Source organism: Phycicoccus sp. Root101 (assembly GCF_001426245.1).
Classification (GTDB): Bacteria; Actinomycetota; Actinomycetes; order Actinomycetales; family Dermatophilaceae; genus Pedococcus.
In genome coordinates this window covers 157,540-172,892 of record NZ_LMCM01000007.1, presented here as the reverse complement: position 1 = coordinate 172,892, position 15,353 = coordinate 157,540, and the positions used below count along the sequence as shown (strand labels likewise).

Below are 15,353 nucleotides of genomic sequence, written 5' to 3'. Positions count from 1 at the left end.
AACCCTTGCCAACTCCTTAACGCTCTCTGACCGAGACAAAGGCCCCTCGGCGCAGGGGGAGCGGCCCTGACAGACTCGTCGACGTGTGGCGCGAACTGCTGGTCGGAGTCGCGGCGGGCCTGGTCGTCACCTGGCTCGCCCTGCTCGTCGCGCTCGTCGCGGTCCGCCCTCGGGGGTCGTTGCTGGGCGAGTCGGTGCGACTGCTGCCCGACCTCCTGCGCCTGGTGCGTGACGTCGCCGCCGACCCGGTCCAGCCGCGTGGCGTCCGGGTGCGCCTCGGGCTGCTGCTCGCCTACCTCGCGATGCCGTTCGACCTCGTGCCCGACTTCCTCCCCGTCATCGGGTATGCCGATGACGTGGTCGTGGTCGTGTGGACCCTGCGCTCGGTGGTCCGGACCGTGGGTCTGGACGAGCTGCGACGTCACTGGCGCGGAACGTCCGACGGTTTCGCCGCCCTGTGCCGGGTGGCCGGACTGCGAACCACCCCCTGACCTGCGCGGATGTCGCTCCAGCAGTGGCGCCGACCCGCGAAGTGCAATAGGAAGGTGAGGGCGGCGAGTGTCGCCGACCGCGCGGCCTGGCCCCAGGCCGGCCCCGACAGACAAGGGAGAACAGCGATGAGCGAGACCCCTCTCGACCCCACGGAGACCAATGGCCCGGCTGACGGCGGTGCGAACGCCGGAGGCCACGACGGCGGTGCCGATGGCGGCGCGGACGGCGGCGCGGGCGAGGGCCCGGCCGACGGTGGCGCGAACGCGGGCGGCCACGACGGTGGCGCCGACGGTGGCGCTGATGGCGGTGCCGACGGTGGCGCTGACGGTGGTGCCGATGGCGGCGCTGGCGAGGGCCCGGCCGACGGTGGCGCCAACGCCGGTGGCCACGACGGTGGTGCCGACGGCGGCGCGAGCTAGGCGGCCCGGTCCACCGAGCCACTTCGACCTGTGACAGCGACGACCAGCAGCAGGGTGCCCGCTCCGCCGAGCGGGCACCCTGCCCTGCGCCGAATCGTCGCGATCGACGCGGACACCTTCGCCGCTGAGCACTGGGGGGCCGAGCCCCTCCTCACTCGGGCCCGAGACCTGCCGCTGCCGTTCGACGACCTCTTCTCCGAGGCTGCGGTCGACGAGCTCATCTCCACACGCGGTCTGCGGACGCCGTTCCTGCGGATGGCCAAGGAGGGCTCGACCCTGAACGACCGCGCCTTCACCCGGGGCGGCGGCACCGGCGCCGCGATCGCCGACCAGTCCAGCGACGACCTCGTGCTGCGGCAGTTCGCAGACGGCGCGACCCTCGTGCTGCAGGGGTTGCACCGGACGTGGGGGCCGGTCGTCGAGTTCGCCCAGCAGCTGGCTGCCGACCTGGGCCACCCGACCCAGGTCAACGCCTACGTCACCCCGCCGCAGAACACCGGGTTCAGCGACCACTACGACGTCCACGACGTGTTCGTCCTGCAGGTCTCCGGCACCAAGCGGTGGCGGATCCGCCGGCCCGTCCTCGACAGCCCCCTGCGCCACCAGCCGTGGACCGACCGCCGAGCCGCCGTCGAGGAGGCTGCGCGCGAGGTCCCCATGATCGAGACCACGCTCGAACCCGGTGACTGCCTCTACCTCCCGCGCGGCTACCTCCACTCGGCCACTGCCCTGGGTGGGGTGAGCACCCACCTGACCGTCGGGGTGCACTCCTGGACCCGTCACCACCTCGCCGACGAGATGCTCAAGGCCGCCCTGGCCAGGGCGGCGCAGGACCCGGCCGTCCGCGCCTCGCTTCCGCTCGGCACCCCTCTCGCCGACCCCGCCGCGCGGGCCGCCGACGTGGAGATCGTGCGAGCCGCCATACAGCGGGCCGTCGCGGAGCTGGACGCCACGGACCTGTCCGCCGCGCTGTCGGCCACCCTGCGAGGCGCCCAGCGGGCGGCGCCCCTCGGCCCGCTGGCCCAGCACGCGCTGGCCCAGGACCTCGACGAGCAGACCGCCCTGCGGATGCGGCCCCACCTCGAGGCCGACCTCACCCTCCATGAGGGGTATGCCGTGCTGACCAGTCGCGCGGGCACGCTGCGGTTCGAGCCGGGCGAGGTCGACCGGGTGCGGGCGTTCCTCGACGAGGGTGGGGCGACGGCGTCGCTGCTCGGCGTGGGCCTGGCCCGCCGGCTGGTCATCGCCGGCATCGCCGTCCCGGCGTGACGACGCCCCCGCACTGCGCCACCGAGGCCCGGGTCAGGGGCGACTCCCTGTCGGCGTCCGCGGCACCGGCACTGCGGTGGCTGCTCGTCGAGCACGACGGGCCGTGGCTCCCGGCGGCCTTCAGCAGCCCGGGGCTCGAGGGGCCGGTCGGCCGCGCCCTGCACGATGCCGCCCTCGCGGTCCGGGGGCGGGCGCTGCTCATCCGTCGCCCCGGCCGGCGGCCGCACCGGGAGGTGCGTTCCTGGGTCGTCGTCGACCGGGACGGCACCCAGCAGTGGGGCAGCTGGCGCCATCCGGAGGACCTCCTCGGCGCGGCCGAGGTGATGCGCTCCGGTCCCGAGCCGCCGCCGACCGCCCGGGCGGGCTCGACGCCGCCCCTGGTCCTCGTCTGCACCCACGGGCGACACGACCTGTGCTGCGCGGTCCGTGGGCGACCCGTCGTCGCCGCCCTGGCGCAACGGTGGGCCGACCGCACCTGGGAGTGCTCGCACATCGGCGGGGACCGCTTCGCGCCGAACGTGCTCCTGCTGCCGGACGGGGCGTACTACGGCAACCTCGACGCCACGTCGGCCCTGCGGGTCGTGGAGGCGCACCTGCGGGGAACCGTGACCCCGCACCACTTCCGCGGGGTGTCCACCCACCCACCCGCGGTGCAGGCCGCCCTCGGAGCGGTCCTCACCGACTACGGACCCGCAGGGTTGGGTGACGTCCGCGACGCCCTCTGCGAGGAGCTCGGCGACGAGTCGTTCCGCGTCACCGTCCTCGGCACCGGCCGGCTGCCGGTGCTGGTGCAGGCCGACGTCGCCCGGACCGTCAGCCCACCGGAGCGGTTGACCTGCCGCGCGTCGGCACCGTCGTCGGCCTACGCCTACACCGTGGGGGCCCTGCGCATCCCCGGCGTGGACGACGCACCCTAGGCGCGCTGCCCCACGCGGACCCGGTTGCCGTCCGGGTCGACGACCTCGGTGTCACGTCCCCACGGGTTGTCCTCGACTTGCGTGCCGAACTCCCGTGCCACCGCGTCGACGTCCGTGACCCACAGGTAGACGAGACCTCCGGGAACGGCGTCCCCGAGGTGCTCGGAGAGGAACACGTGCACGTCGCCGCGACGGATCGTCATGAACACCGGCATGCCGTCGGCGAAGCGGTGCGAGTGCACGTGCGCGAAGCCGAGGCGCTCCCACCACGGCAGGGCAGCGGCCGCATCGGCCACGCGCAGGATGGGGACGATGCTCTCGGTGGTCGCCATGGCCGGTCAACGCGGGGGAGCCGCGACCCGTTCCGTCGTCGGCGGGAGGTCGGCGGAGCAGGTCCGTGGCGCCGCCGGGGTGGAGGTGGTGCCCGTCCCGGCGGGGGTCGGGACCGGAGGAAGGGTCGACTCGATGCGTGAGCCGTTGATGAGGGTGACGTCGTCGTACGCCGGACGGCCCTCGATGACGTTGCGGAACTGGTACCGCGTCAGGGAGTTCAGGCGACAGTCCTCCCCGAAGGCGGCGATGTCGAACGCCGACGGCTGGCCCGTCAGCTCCTCGTCCTTGGCCGCCTGGAGGAAGTGGCTGAAGGCGCCGCCGCCGGTGAAGGTGCCGACCCCGATCGTGTTGCCCTCGAGCTGGTCGACGTGCATGTGCCCGTGGACCTTGACGCCGGACTTCTGGTCGATCGCGTCGACGGCGCCAGGCTCGTGGGCGACGAGCACGTCCGGCGGGGCCAGGTCCTGCATGGCGGCCGCGAAGCGGGCCGCCGGCGCCTTCTGCTTGGCGGCGTTGTCACGGTTGTCGTCGCCGAACCAGCGCGGGTCGTTGAACCCCGCGATGCGCACCCCGCCGATGCTCTGGACCGTGTAGCTGTCGTCGTCGGGCTCCAGCAGGACGACGTTCGGGATCTTCGCCAGCGCGCGCAGCAGCTCGGTGTCGCTGGATGCCCGGGCGTCGTGGTTGCCCTTGACGAAGACGTACGGCACACCGAGCGAACGGATGCCGTCGAGGACTCCCGCTGCCTGCGCCTCGGCGAGGGTGCCGAAGTTGACGAGGTCGCCGGCGTCGATGACCGCGTCGACGTCCTCCTCCGCGACGATCGTCTTCATCAGCGGGTACTGGTTGGCGCCGTGGATGTCGGAGACGAGGAGCAGCCGGGCGGCGACCGGCTTGCCCAGCACCTGCGGCGAGTACTTGTCCTGGAGGGCGGCCGAGAGCGCCAGCAGGTTCTTCAGGTACGGCGTCGTCTGCTCCGCGCGGGTCTCGACCCCGGCGAGCAGGTCGGCGTTGCGCTGGACGGCACCGAGGATGCCCGTGGTGGTGAACCGGTCGAGCCGCTCGGGCCGGTACCCGAGGCCGATGCTCGCGAACGTCACCGCGCAGGCGACCACCCAGCACGCCGCGGCGACCCCGAGCCGACTGGCGCGCGGGCGCCGTCGGGCCCACGCGGCATACGCGGCGAGGGCGAGCAGGGTGACCGCGAGGGCTCCGCCGGCGAAGCGCAGGGCCAGCCCGATGCCGGCGTCCCGTGCGGCGCGTTCGAGCTCCAGGGGGCCGGGCTGCAGCGAGCTGATGGAGATGTTGGGACGGGCCAGGAGGTCGGTGATGTGCTCCTTCACCTGCACCTCGGCGATGACCCCGGGGGCGGGGACGGGGCCGGCGAAGTCGAGGTGGATGTCACCGAACACCGTCGGGGACTGGATCGTGCCGAGGTCCGCCGGGTTGGCCGACAGCCGCAGGTCGGCGCCGTAGTTGAGCGTGTCGACCGAGGTGGGGAACAGCGTCGTGGCCGCGACGCCTCCGAGGATCGAACCCAGGACGAGCGCCAGGATGCCGCCGGTCCGCAGCAGGGGAAGGGGCACACGCCGCCTGCGTCGTGGGCGTTCGGCGGGCGGGCTCACCTCCTCACCGTAACCGGGTCGTCGCCGCCACGACGCGCTGCCTACGCTGGTCGGTATGCCGGGAACCCTGGGAACGCTGGACGGGCGAGACTTCGCCGCCGTGCTGTTCGACATGGACGGGACCCTGATCGACTCGATCCCGGTGGTCATCCGCAGCTGGCTGCGCTGGGCCGAGGAGGAGGGCGTGGACCCGGCGCGACTGGTCGGGTTCCACGGTGTCCCGGCCCGGGGGATCGCCGAGAAGCTGCTGCCCGCCGACCGCGTGGACGCCGCCGTGGACCGGATCGAGGCGATCGAGACGGCCGACACCGACGGCATCACCGTCCTGCCCGGGACGCTCGACGCGCTCGCGACCCTCACGGGTGCGGACCTGTGCGCCATCGCCACCTCGTGCACCCGGCCGCTGGCCGACGCCCGCATCGCGGCGACCGGCCTGCCGGCCCCGAGGGTGGTCGTCACGGCCAGCGACGTGCGGCAGGGGAAGCCCCACCCCGATCCGTTCCTCCTGGCCGCCCGGCTCCTCGGTGTCGACCCGCGTGACTGCCTCGTGGTCGAGGACGCCCCCGGCGGTCTGGAAGCGGCCCGGGCGGCCGGTTGCGCCACCCTGGCCGTCACCACGACCACGGCGCCCGCCGACCTCATCGCCGATGCCGTCGTCGGGACGCTGGCCGACGCGAGGTTCGCCGTGGTCGAGGGACGCGTTCGGGTGACGGGCGTCGTTACCGACGCGTAGTTTGGCCGGCATGGACGCTGACGTCATCGTGGTCGGGGCCGGACTGGCCGGGCTCGTCGCCACCGCAGAGCTCGCCGATGCCGGTCGGCGGGTCGTGGTGGTCGACCAGGAGAGTGCGGTCAACCTCGGCGGGCAGGCGTTCTGGTCGTTCGGCGGGTTGTTCTTCGTGGACAGCCCGGAGCAGCGCCGGATGGGGATCAAGGACTCCACCGACCTCGCGCTGCAGGACTGGATGGGTTCGGCGGGGTTCGACCGGCTCGAGGACCAGGACCGCTGGCCGGTGCGGTGGGCCGAGGCCTACGTCGACTTCGCCGCGGGGGAGAAGCGCTCGTGGCTGCACCAGCAGGGGATGCGGTGGTTCCCCGTGGTCGGCTGGGCCGAGCGCGGTGATGGCACCGCCACGGGCCACGGCAACTCGGTCCCGCGGTTCCACATCACGTGGGGGACCGGCCCCGGGGTCGTCGAGCCGTTCGAGCGGAGGGTGCGCGAGCACGTCGCCAGCGGGCGCGTGCAGCTGCGTCCCCGCCACCGGGTCGACGAGCTGGTCACGCACGACGGCGCCGTGACGGGGGTCCGGGGCACCCTGCTCGCCGACGACGGCGCGGAGCGCGGACGCCCCACCTCGCGCGAGTCCGTGGGCGGGTTCGCCCTCTCGGCGCAGGCGGTCGTCGTCACCAGCGGGGGCATCGGCGCCAACCACGACCTCGTCCGCGCCAACTGGCCCGAGCGGCTCGGCGAACCCCCGGCCCACATGCTCACGGGGGTCCCGGCCTACGTCGACGGGCGGATGCTGGCCATCACGGAGGCGGCCGGCGGGCGCCTGGTCAACCGCGACCGCATGTGGCACTACGTCGAGGGCATCGAGAACTTCGACCCCATCTGGCCGGACCACGCCATCCGCATCCTCCCCGGGCCGAGCTCGCTGTGGTTCGACGGCAACGGTGACCGGCTGCCGGCACCGCTGTTCCCCGGGTTCGACACGTTGGGGACGCTCGCGCACCTGCGGCAGACCGGGCACGACCACAGCTGGTTCATCCTCACGGCGCGGATCATCGGCAAGGAGTTCGCGCTCTCGGGCTCGGAGCAGAACCCCGACCTCACGGGGAAGTCGGTGAAGGACGTCCTCGGCAGGGCGCGCGCCGACATGCCCGCACCCGTTCGGGCGTTCCTCGACCGGGGTGCCGACTTCGTCACTGCCGACACGATCGGCGAGCTCGTCGCCAGGATGAACGCCCTCACCCCCCACGCCCCCCTCGACGCCGCTCACATCGAGCGCCAGGTCGTCGCCCGCGACCGCCAGGTCGACAACGACTTCAGCAAGGACGCGCAGCTCACCGCCATCCACGGCGCGCGAAACTACCGTGGGGACAAGCTGATCCGCACCGCCGCCCCGCACAGGATCCTCGACCCGAAGGCCGGCCCGCTCATCGCGGTCCGCCTCAACATCCTCACCCGCAAGACCCTGGGCGGCCTCGAGACCGACCTCTCGGCGCGGGTCCTGTCCGCGTCGGGTGAGCCCGTGCCCGGCCTGTATGCCGCCGGCGAGGTCGCCGGGTTCGGTGGCGGGGGGATGCACGGTTACCGGGCGCTCGAGGGCACCTTCCTGGGTGGATGCATCTTCTCGGGCCGCGTCGCCGGTCGCGCCGCGGCGGCCGCCGTCAGCTGACCCCGTCGCCGTCGCCCCACCCCGCGGGTCGACGTGAACCCTCCGGGGAACCGGGCGCCCACATCGACCCGGTCGAACGGATGGGCTTGAGCCGGAACCGGGGGCGCAGGCACGGTGCCCGCGCTAGCCTCCCGGCGACACAGGGTGAGGGGGCTGGGCGTGGGAGTGCTGTTGCGGGTGCTGGGGCTGCAGGCCCTGGCCGTTCTGGTCGGGACCATGCCCGCGCGCACGGCGCGGGTCCTCACGCTGGTGATGCTCGTCGGGGCCAACCTGTTCCCGCTCGTGGCCCTGCTCACGGGCGCCTGGGGAGCCGGTGACGTGCTGGTCACCTACTGGCTGGAGAACGTGGCCGTAGGGATCTGGCAGGTCGTCAAGCTCCTGACGGCCCAGGGGACCGACGTGGTCGCCGGGTCCGGTGCCGGCCAGGCGCTGACCGACCCGCGCACGGTCACGGCCCACGTCAACGGCCGCCCGGTCCAGCTGGCCGGGAGCGTCGCCCGGGTCTTCGTGGCCGGGTTCTTCGTCGTGCACTACGGCCTGTTCACGGTCGTGCACGGCGTCTTCACGTTCGTGCTGGCCCACCGCAGCGGCATCAGCGGCAGCATCCGCAGCTTCACCCTCGTCTTCCTCGTGCTGTTCCTGAGCCACGGTCTGTCGACCGCGATCCACTGGTTCGCCCGGGGTGAGCGCAGGGCGAACGGGTTGATGGCGACCATGAAGCAGCCCTATGGCCGGATCTTCGTGCTGCACCTCGCCGTCATCGGCAGCTTCTTCCTGGTCATGGGCCCGCTCTCCACCGATGGGTCGGTGTCCCTGGTCCCGGGCAGCCCGCTCGACACCGCGGCCGCGGGACCATCCGTGCTGCCGGGCGTCCTGCTCATCGCCCTCAAGACCGCGCTCGATGCCGGGCTGCACCTGCGCGCGCACCGGCAGGACCCCGTCTCCGCGCCCGCTCCCGTGGCGGCGATGACGCCGCCGTCGGCCACCTGAGGCAGACTCCACCGCATGACCGACGACGTGGCCGGAGCCGCAGGCCCGCCACAGCGGTTGCTCGACGACCGGGACTTCCGTCGGTACTGGCTGGCGCGCATCGTCTCCCTCAGCGGGTCGCTCATCACGGTCGTCGTCATGCCGGTGCTCGTCTACCGGCTCACGGGTTCGGCTGCCCTGACCGCCCTCACGGCGACGCTGGATGCGTTGCCCTACCTGCTGATCGGCTTGTTCGCCGGCGCCCTCAGCGACCGCTGGAACCGTCAGCGCGTCATGGTCGCCGCCGACCTCGCCAACGTCGTGGTGATCGGCTCGGTCCCGGTGGCGCACTTCCTCGACGTCCTCACCGTCCCGCACGTGCTCGTGGCGGGGTTCGTGGCGCAGTGCCTCTTCACGTTCTTCGACGGTGCCAACTTCGGTGCCCTGCCGGTCCTGGTCGGTCGCGAGCGAGTGGGCGACGCGAACGCCGCGATCTGGGGGATCGGTGGCGTCCTCGACCTGGCTGTCCCGGCCGGCGTGGGGCTGGCGCTGGCGGTGGTCCACCCGTCGACGCTCCTCGTCGTCGACGCCATCACGTTCGCCGTCTCGGCCCTGCTGGTGCGATCCATCCGGCGGGCCCTGTCCTCGGCGCGCGAGCACCTCGACCCGTTGCGGCCCGCCGTGGTCCTGCGCGACGTGCGCGAGGGGGTGCGGTTCCTCTGGCACCACGAGGGCGTGCGGTCGCAGACCGTCGTCGGCATGCTCCAGTCGATCGGCGGCGCCGGGTTCGTCGCGCTGTTCGTGCCGTGGGCCGACCAGGTGCTCCACATCGGCACCTCGGGGTGGCGGTTCGGCCTCGTCTTCGCCGTGTGGGGGCTCGGCGGCATCCTCGCCTCTGCCCTCGTCCCGCCGCTCCTGCGGCGGCACCGGGTCGCGCGGGTGACGCTCGGCGCAATACCGGTGTCGGCGGTGGCGGGGATCGCGACCGCGCTCGCCCCGAACTGGGTGCTGGCCTGCGTCGGGATGGTGGTCTGGGGAGTCGCCTACCAGCTGGTGCTCATCACCTCGATGACCTACCGCATGCAGGTGACTCCCGAGCACCTCCTCGGCCGCGTCAACACCGCCGGCCGGATGCTGTCGTGGGGTGTCGGGTGGACCATCGGGTCGATCGCCGGTGGTGCGCTGGCGGCTGCGACGGCCGTGCAGCCGGCGATGGTGACGCTCGTGTCCGTGGGGGTGCTGGCGGCGGGGTTCGCGTGGCTGTCGCCGTTGCGTCAGATCGCCGCGGGCTCGCGCGTCGTCGACGGCACGCCGACCTGAGCGAGCAGCCGGGTCACCAGCGCGACGAGGGCCAGGCCCACCGCGACGATGGCGAGGGTGAGGCCTGACATCGCCAGCCAGTTGGACTGGAAGGCCTGTGGCACCAGGCGACTCGGCACGGCGACGACGCCGATGAAGGCGCCCCACAGCCCGGCGTAGGTCCCGATCATGTTGCCCGCGTGGGCACGGATGTTGCCGCGGCGTGCGTTCCACAGGCCCAGCGACAGCGTGACGATCGTGAACGCGCTCAACCCGTGGATCCACGAGAAGCTGCCGGGCCGCAGCTGCTGGATCCAGAACGAGCTGAATGCCGTGAAGTACATGCAGGACAGCCACGTCCACCCCAGGACCCGGTGCGGACGGTCGCCCTTGCGGCGCCGGACCAGCTGGGCGGCGCCGACCACCAGGGCGAACGTGGCGGCGACCGCGTGGACGGCGATCAGGGCGTTCCACGAGTGCTCCGTCGGCACGTCCAGCCTCCCCGGTTGGATAGTGACGCTATCCACGGTATGGCGTGGATGTGCCCAGCACAAGCCCCTCGGGTCGATCTGCGGTCGCGCTTTGCTGGGTGGCGGGGGAGGCGAACCGCGAACCGCGAACCCCCGGGCCGGGCGCCGGCTAGAGGTACTGGCCGGTCGGACCGTCGCCACCGGGCAGGCCGGGGAGGTCGGGGTGACCTCCGTCGGGGTGCGGTTGCTGGCCGGGCGGCAGGGCGCGACGCATCTGGGCGAGCTGCTGCTGGGCCGCCATCTGCTGGGCGAACAAGGCGGTCTGGATCCCGTGGAACAACCCCTCGAGCCACCCCACCAGCTGGGCCTGGGCGATCCGCAGCTCGGCATCGGTGGGGGCGTGGCCCTCCTCGAACGGCAGCGCGATCCGCTCCAGCTCGTCGATCAGCTCCGGGGCGAGGCCGTCCTCGAGCTCCTTGATGGAGCGGCGGTGGATCTCGGCGAGCCGGACGCGGCCCGCCTCGTCGAGCGGCGCGTTGCGCACCTCCTCGAGGAGCTGCTTGATCATCGAGCCGATCCGCATGACCTTGGCGGGCTGCTCGACGAGGTCGGCGGGATTGGTCGGGCCGTCCTCGTCACCCTCGTGCGGGTGCACGCCCATCCCGTCCTGGGTCACGACGACGACGCGTTGCTGGTCGCCACCCTGGGTGGTGGGGTCGCCGGAGCCGGTCGACGGGTCGTCAGGGGTGGTGGGGGTCAGTGGGCTCATGCCTCCCATCCTGCCCCAGGAGCGACTGTGGTCCACCGTGGGTGCGAGCCCCCCGACCCGGCACCCACGGTGGACCGGTCTCAGTCGGCGCGCCGGCTCATCGTCGGCGCCCGGCGGATCGCGGCGGCCGACAACAGGGCCGCCAGCAGGGGGACGCCGACCACCACGGCGACCAGCGGGAGCCACGGGACGACGATGATCGGGGGTCCCTTGATCTCCGTCCCGGTGAGCGGGTCCCAGCTCTGGCTCGTCAACGGGTAGGTCAACGCGATGCCCGGGACGAGCCCGACGGCGATGCCGACCACGGCGCCGATGAACGCCACCACCCCCGCCTGGGCGGCGGCCAACCGGCGACGGGTCCGCCGGGTGGCGCCGATCGCGGCGAACGTCCCGAGATCGGCCCGCTGCTCGGCCAGCGACAGGGCCGTGGAGATGAGCGTGACGATGAGCAGCAGCAGGGCGAACCCACCGAACAGCGCCGCCATCACGACACGGTCGTCGCGCTGGAAACCGCGCTCGACGTACGCCTCGCCCTCGTCCCCGACCGCCTCGGCGAGGGCCGTCTGGTCGGCCCGGCTGATCGCGCCGTCGGGATCACGCAGCATCAGCGACTGGCTGACGCTGGGCCACTTCCGCTGCGCCACGGTCTCGGAGCTCACGAGCGCGGCCACGGAGAACCCTGAGAAGGGCAGTGCCGCACGAGCTGCCGGGAGGGAGGTGGTGGTCGTCGCCGCGAGCGTCTGGACTCCGGTGTTGTTGTCGACCGTCGACGTCCCGGTGGTCACCGTGACCTTGCCGTCCCGGATGAGCGAACTGTCGGTGAGCACCATTCCGCCGCTGCGGAGCACCTCGCGCTCGGACGCGCCGAGGAAGTCGGCCGTCGCGATCGCGGACGCGGGGAGGGCGCCGATCTGGGCCATCGACATGCTGCCGACCTGGTTGCAGGTCTTCGGGTCGGGCAACGGGTTGCCCGAGCTGTCGAACTGCGCCCCGTTGAGGGCCTCGGTCGGGGTGCAGCCCGCAGGGACGACCACGACGAACGGCATGGGGTCCCCGTCCTTGGCCCCGAGGCCCGACCAGGCCACCACCTGCAGCGGCGTCGCCTCGAGGTGGGGCGTGACGCGGTGCACGATCGCCGTGGCCTCGGTCGCGATGGCGTCGCTGGAGACCGTCGTCGGGCCGGACGTCATCTCGGCGGGGTAGTAGGAGAAGATCCCCTCCCCGGCGGTGGTCCGCGGGACGTACTGCCGGCGCTGCTGCTCGGTGTCGCTGGCCAGTCCGATGCTGAACATCGTCAGGGCGATCGTGCCGGCCACGATGGCGGCGACGGTGGGGACCGAGCGGGTGCGGTGCCGGGCGGCGTCCCGCGTCGCCATACGGGGTGCGACCGGGAGCCGTGACGCCGCTCGCCCGGCAGCCACGAGCAGGAGCGGCACGAGGAGAAGGGCGCCGAGCACCAGGGCGAGCCCCGTCGAGATGATCGGGATCTCCCGCTGCTCGGTGCGGACCGCCCACAGCAGCCCGACCCCACCGGCGATGGCGACCACGAGTCCGACGACGGGCAGCACCCGGTTGAGCCGGGGTGAGACGCTCTGCCCCCGCATGACACCGACGATGTCGAGGCGCCCGAGGCGTGCCGCAGGGATCATCGCGGCGACGAGCGCGCTGAGGACCGAGCAGGCCACGATGAAGGCGACGGCGAGGACCGGGAGGTCGAAGTACCGGTGCGACGTCCACGGTCGCTGGTGCACCCAGACCAGCAGCGCGACCCGCATCACGACCGCGGCGAGGGCGGCCGCGGCCACCGCGCTCGCCGCCCCGAGGACGAGGGCCTGGGCGAGGACCTTGCGGCGCAGCTGGCGGGTCTCCGCCCCGTTGCTCGCGGCGAGCGCGAGCGTGCGCCGCTGCCGGGAGGCGCTGACCGCGAACGCCGGGGCGACCAGCAGCGTCGTCACGACGAACAGCATCAGGGCGCCCACGGCCACGAGCTGACGAAGCTGCTGGGCGGCGAAGTCGTTCTGCTGGCGCAGCTCGGCGGGCAGCTGGGCCGCGGTGGGCGGGTGGCGCATCACGTCTGCGCTGGCGACCCTCAGGCCGTAGCCGTTGAGGGTCTTCACCTCGTCGTAGGTGACGGGGGTGTCGCGCACGACGAGCCACTGCCAGCTGTACAGGGAGTCCTGGGCGATGGGTTCGTTGGTGACGACGTCCGGCATGCTGCCGTAGCCGTCGAACGCGCTCGCGGTGCCGACGACGGTGACCTGGTGCTCCTTGCCCTGGCTCGACAGCGTCACCTCGCCGGAGGACGGCATGCCCCTGCTGATGCCGTAGGGGGTGACGACCACCTCGGCCGCGCTGGTCGCCCAGCGGCCGGTGAGCAGCCGGGCCTTCTCGCCCCACGGGCGCGAGGTGTCGAGCACCATGACGTTGGCGGCGCGGGACCGGTCCCCGATCGGGTGGCGGACCGTGGTGGTGCCGATGCGCTCGATGGTGCCGCCGGTGAGTCGCTGCACCGCGGCGAGGTTCGCGGCGCCCCCCGAGCTCTGCTCGGGGTCGAAGCCGGGGATGGCCTTGGCCGACCGGGACGCCTCGCCGAAGCTCATGGCCGAGTCGGGGTCGGCGCCCTGGGCGAGGGACTGCCCCTCCGGGCCGCTGACGAGGGCCTGCGCCGTGCCCAGGGTCAGCGGGATCTTGTCGGCGCCGGAGACCGTCTCCGAGGCGGCGAGGGTCGCGAGGCCGACGAGCAGGCCGGTCGGCAGTGCCACCATGACGAAGACGAGGATGCTGCGGCCCTTGTAACGGCGTGCGTCGCGCCAGGCCATGCGCAGGGCCACGCGCCACGAGGCGCGCCAGCGGGCCAGCCGGGAGCCGGACGGGCCCGAGTCGGTGCGCCGTTCCGAGGCGGAGGCCTCGGACCGGGGTGCAGAGGGTTCGGTGAGGGTGGTCATCGTCGCGCCTCAGACGGCCGGGTCGAGCAGGGCCTCGGCCGTCTGCGCCGAGCCGGTGCTGTCGACGACGACCCCGTCGCGCAGGAACACGACGCGGTCGGCCCAGGCGGCGTGCCGCGCCTCGTGGGTGACGAGCAAGCCGGCGGCGCCGGCGTCGCAGCGCTCGCGCAGGACGCGGAGCACCCCCTCACCGGTGTGCGAGTCGAGGGCGCCGGTGGGCTCGTCGGCGAGCACCAGCCGACGGTCGCCGACCAGCGCACGCGAGATGGCCACGCGCTGCTGCTGCCCGCCGGACATCTTGTCGGGGTACCGGTCGGCGAGCTCGTCGACGCCCACCAGCTCGAGGGCCAGCCTGGCCAGGCGACGGGCCTTGCCGACCCGGAACCCGTCCAGCTCGAGGGGCAGGGCGACGTTCTCGATCGCGGTCAGGGACGGGATGAGGTTGAAGTCCTGGAAGACGAACCCCACCCGACGGCGCCGCAGCTTCGCGAGCGCGTCGCCCTTGAGGGTGCCGATGCTCTGCCCCTCGATGAGCACCTGCCCGCTCGTCGCGGCATCGAGGCCACCGGCGAGGTTGAGCAACGTGGACTTGCCGGAGCCGCTGGGCCCCATGACGGCCACGAGCTCGCCCGCGTGCACGTCGAGGCTGACCCCGGCGAGCGCGCGGACGGCGGTGGAGTCGGTGCCGTGGACGCGGGTGACGTTGTCCAGGCGGAGGATCGGGTCGTTCCCTGCGGTGCTGTTCACTGTGCCCCCCTGAGCGTGGTGGAGATGGTGTCGTGCGCGGCCGGCGGTGCACCGGCGGCGCCGGTCCCCTCCCCGTCGGTCGTCGGTATGGCGCGAGCCTTGCGGCGTGGGCGGCTCGCCTCGCGGATGAGCCGGGCCTCGACGTGGTCCAGCCAGCGGACCTCGGCCTCCCCGGCGTAGATGAGGTTCTCGAGGACCAGGAGCCAGGCGAGGTCGACGCTGCCGTTGTCCTCGTCGGACTCGAGGTGGGTGGTGGCCCGCTGCTTGAGCCGGGTGAGGTCCTGCAGGTGCCGCAGGGTCGCCGTGCGCTGCGTCTGGACGACGCGGTCGACGTCGACGCCGTCCACCGTGACGGCCAGGGCGAGCTTGATGACGAGCTCGTCCCGCGGGGTGGTCTCCCGGTCCACCGGCGACACCCACCACTGGGCGACCTCGGCCCGACCGGTCCGGGTCAGCCGGTAGCTGATCCGGCCGTCCTCGTCGGCGCCCACGGCCTCGACCAGGCCGTCGCGCTCCAGCCGGGCGAGGGTCGTGTAGACCTGTCCGACGTTGAGCGGCCAGGTCCCCCCGGTCCTGGCCTCGAACTCCGACCGGAGCTGGGCGCCGTACATCGGCTCCTGTGCGAGCAGGGCCAACAGCCCCTGGCGAACCGACACCGGCGCCCCTCCCCTCGATCCCCTCCGGGTCGCCCCGGTTCCTG

General features: G+C 73.1%; 15 protein-coding genes. 8 read left to right on the top strand and 7 right to left on the bottom strand.

Annotated features, from left to right (window positions below):
- Window positions 1-83: 83 nt before the first annotated feature.
- The 4 genes from ASC58_RS11495 to ASC58_RS11480 all read left to right on the top strand — a co-directional run bounded on the left by ASC58_RS11495 (window position 84) and on the right by ASC58_RS11480 (window position 3,097).
- Window positions 84-491 carry a YkvA family protein gene (locus ASC58_RS11495; protein WP_056916210.1) on the top strand — a complete coding sequence of 136 codons (408 nt, stop codon included), beginning with the start codon at window positions 84-86 and terminating at the stop codon, window positions 489-491.
- Between the two features lie 126 nt (window positions 492-617).
- Window positions 618-911: a hypothetical protein gene (locus ASC58_RS11490; protein ID WP_056919392.1), complete on the top strand. Its 294-nt coding sequence runs from the start codon at window positions 618-620 to the stop codon at window positions 909-911.
- 30 nt (window positions 912-941) lie between these two features.
- Entirely contained in the window at window positions 942-2,180 is a 1,239-nt protein-coding gene (locus ASC58_RS11485) for a JmjC domain-containing protein (RefSeq protein ID WP_082553222.1), read from the top strand.
- Window positions 2,177-3,097 carry a sucrase ferredoxin gene (locus ASC58_RS11480; protein ID WP_056916212.1) on the top strand — a complete coding sequence of 307 codons (921 nt, stop codon included), beginning with the start codon at window positions 2,177-2,179 and terminating at the stop codon, window positions 3,095-3,097. The genes ASC58_RS11485 and ASC58_RS11480 overlap by 4 nt, the downstream gene beginning before the upstream one ends.
- Here the strand turns inward: ASC58_RS11480 and ASC58_RS11475 are convergent.
- Entirely contained in the window at window positions 3,094-3,429 is a 336-nt protein-coding gene (locus ASC58_RS11475; protein WP_056919391.1) for a glyoxalase superfamily protein, read from the bottom strand. The genes ASC58_RS11480 and ASC58_RS11475 overlap by 4 nt on opposite strands.
- 6 nt (window positions 3,430-3,435) lie before the next feature.
- Window positions 3,436-5,055: a metallophosphoesterase gene (locus tag ASC58_RS11470; RefSeq protein WP_235529202.1), complete on the bottom strand. Its 1,620-nt coding sequence runs from the start codon at window positions 5,053-5,055 to the stop codon at window positions 3,436-3,438.
- A gap of 55 nt (window positions 5,056-5,110) precedes the next feature.
- Here ASC58_RS11470 and ASC58_RS11465 point away from each other — a divergent pair, with 55 nt between their 5' ends.
- The 4 genes from ASC58_RS11465 to ASC58_RS11450 all read left to right on the top strand — a co-directional run bounded on the left by ASC58_RS11465 (window position 5,111) and on the right by ASC58_RS11450 (window position 9,743).
- Window positions 5,111-5,788: an HAD-IA family hydrolase gene (locus ASC58_RS11465; RefSeq protein ID WP_056916215.1), complete on the top strand. Its 678-nt coding sequence runs from the start codon at window positions 5,111-5,113 to the stop codon at window positions 5,786-5,788.
- Window positions 5,789-5,798: 10 nt separating this feature from the next.
- The gene (locus tag ASC58_RS11460; RefSeq protein ID WP_056919561.1) at window positions 5,799-7,454 is read left to right on the top strand and encodes an FAD-binding dehydrogenase; all 1,656 of its coding nucleotides are present in this window, start codon (window positions 5,799-5,801) and stop codon (window positions 7,452-7,454) included.
- Window positions 7,455-7,613: 159 nt separating this feature from the next.
- Window positions 7,614-8,444 carry a DUF6498-containing protein gene (locus ASC58_RS11455; RefSeq protein ID WP_157598465.1) on the top strand — a complete coding sequence of 277 codons (831 nt, stop codon included), beginning with the start codon at window positions 7,614-7,616 and terminating at the stop codon, window positions 8,442-8,444.
- Between the two features lie 15 nt (window positions 8,445-8,459).
- On the top strand, window positions 8,460-9,743 hold the full coding sequence (locus ASC58_RS11450; protein WP_056919388.1) for an MFS transporter: 1,284 nt from the start codon (window positions 8,460-8,462) through the stop codon (window positions 9,741-9,743).
- Here ASC58_RS11450 and ASC58_RS11445 read toward each other — a convergent pair.
- From ASC58_RS11445 to ASC58_RS11425, 5 genes are all read right to left on the bottom strand, one after another.
- The gene (locus ASC58_RS11445) at window positions 9,698-10,213 is read right to left on the bottom strand and encodes a DUF2306 domain-containing protein (protein WP_056919387.1); all 516 of its coding nucleotides are present in this window, start codon (window positions 10,211-10,213) and stop codon (window positions 9,698-9,700) included. The two genes, ASC58_RS11450 and ASC58_RS11445, sit on opposite strands and share 46 nt — an antisense overlap.
- Window positions 10,214-10,361: 148 nt before the next feature.
- Window positions 10,362-10,970 carry a bacterial proteasome activator family protein gene (locus ASC58_RS11440; protein ID WP_082553219.1) on the bottom strand — a complete coding sequence of 203 codons (609 nt, stop codon included), beginning with the start codon at window positions 10,968-10,970 and terminating at the stop codon, window positions 10,362-10,364.
- A gap of 71 nt (window positions 10,971-11,041) precedes the next feature.
- On the bottom strand, window positions 11,042-13,906 hold the full coding sequence (locus ASC58_RS11435) for an FtsX-like permease family protein (RefSeq protein ID WP_056919386.1): 2,865 nt from the start codon (window positions 13,904-13,906) through the stop codon (window positions 11,042-11,044).
- 9 nt (window positions 13,907-13,915) lie between these two features.
- Entirely contained in the window at window positions 13,916-14,653 is a 738-nt protein-coding gene (locus tag ASC58_RS11430; protein WP_056919385.1) for an ABC transporter ATP-binding protein, read from the bottom strand.
- Entirely contained in the window at window positions 14,650-15,309 is a 660-nt protein-coding gene (locus ASC58_RS11425; RefSeq protein WP_056919384.1) for a PadR family transcriptional regulator, read from the bottom strand. The genes ASC58_RS11430 and ASC58_RS11425 overlap by 4 nt, the downstream gene beginning before the upstream one ends.
- Window positions 15,310-15,353 lie beyond the last annotated feature (44 nt).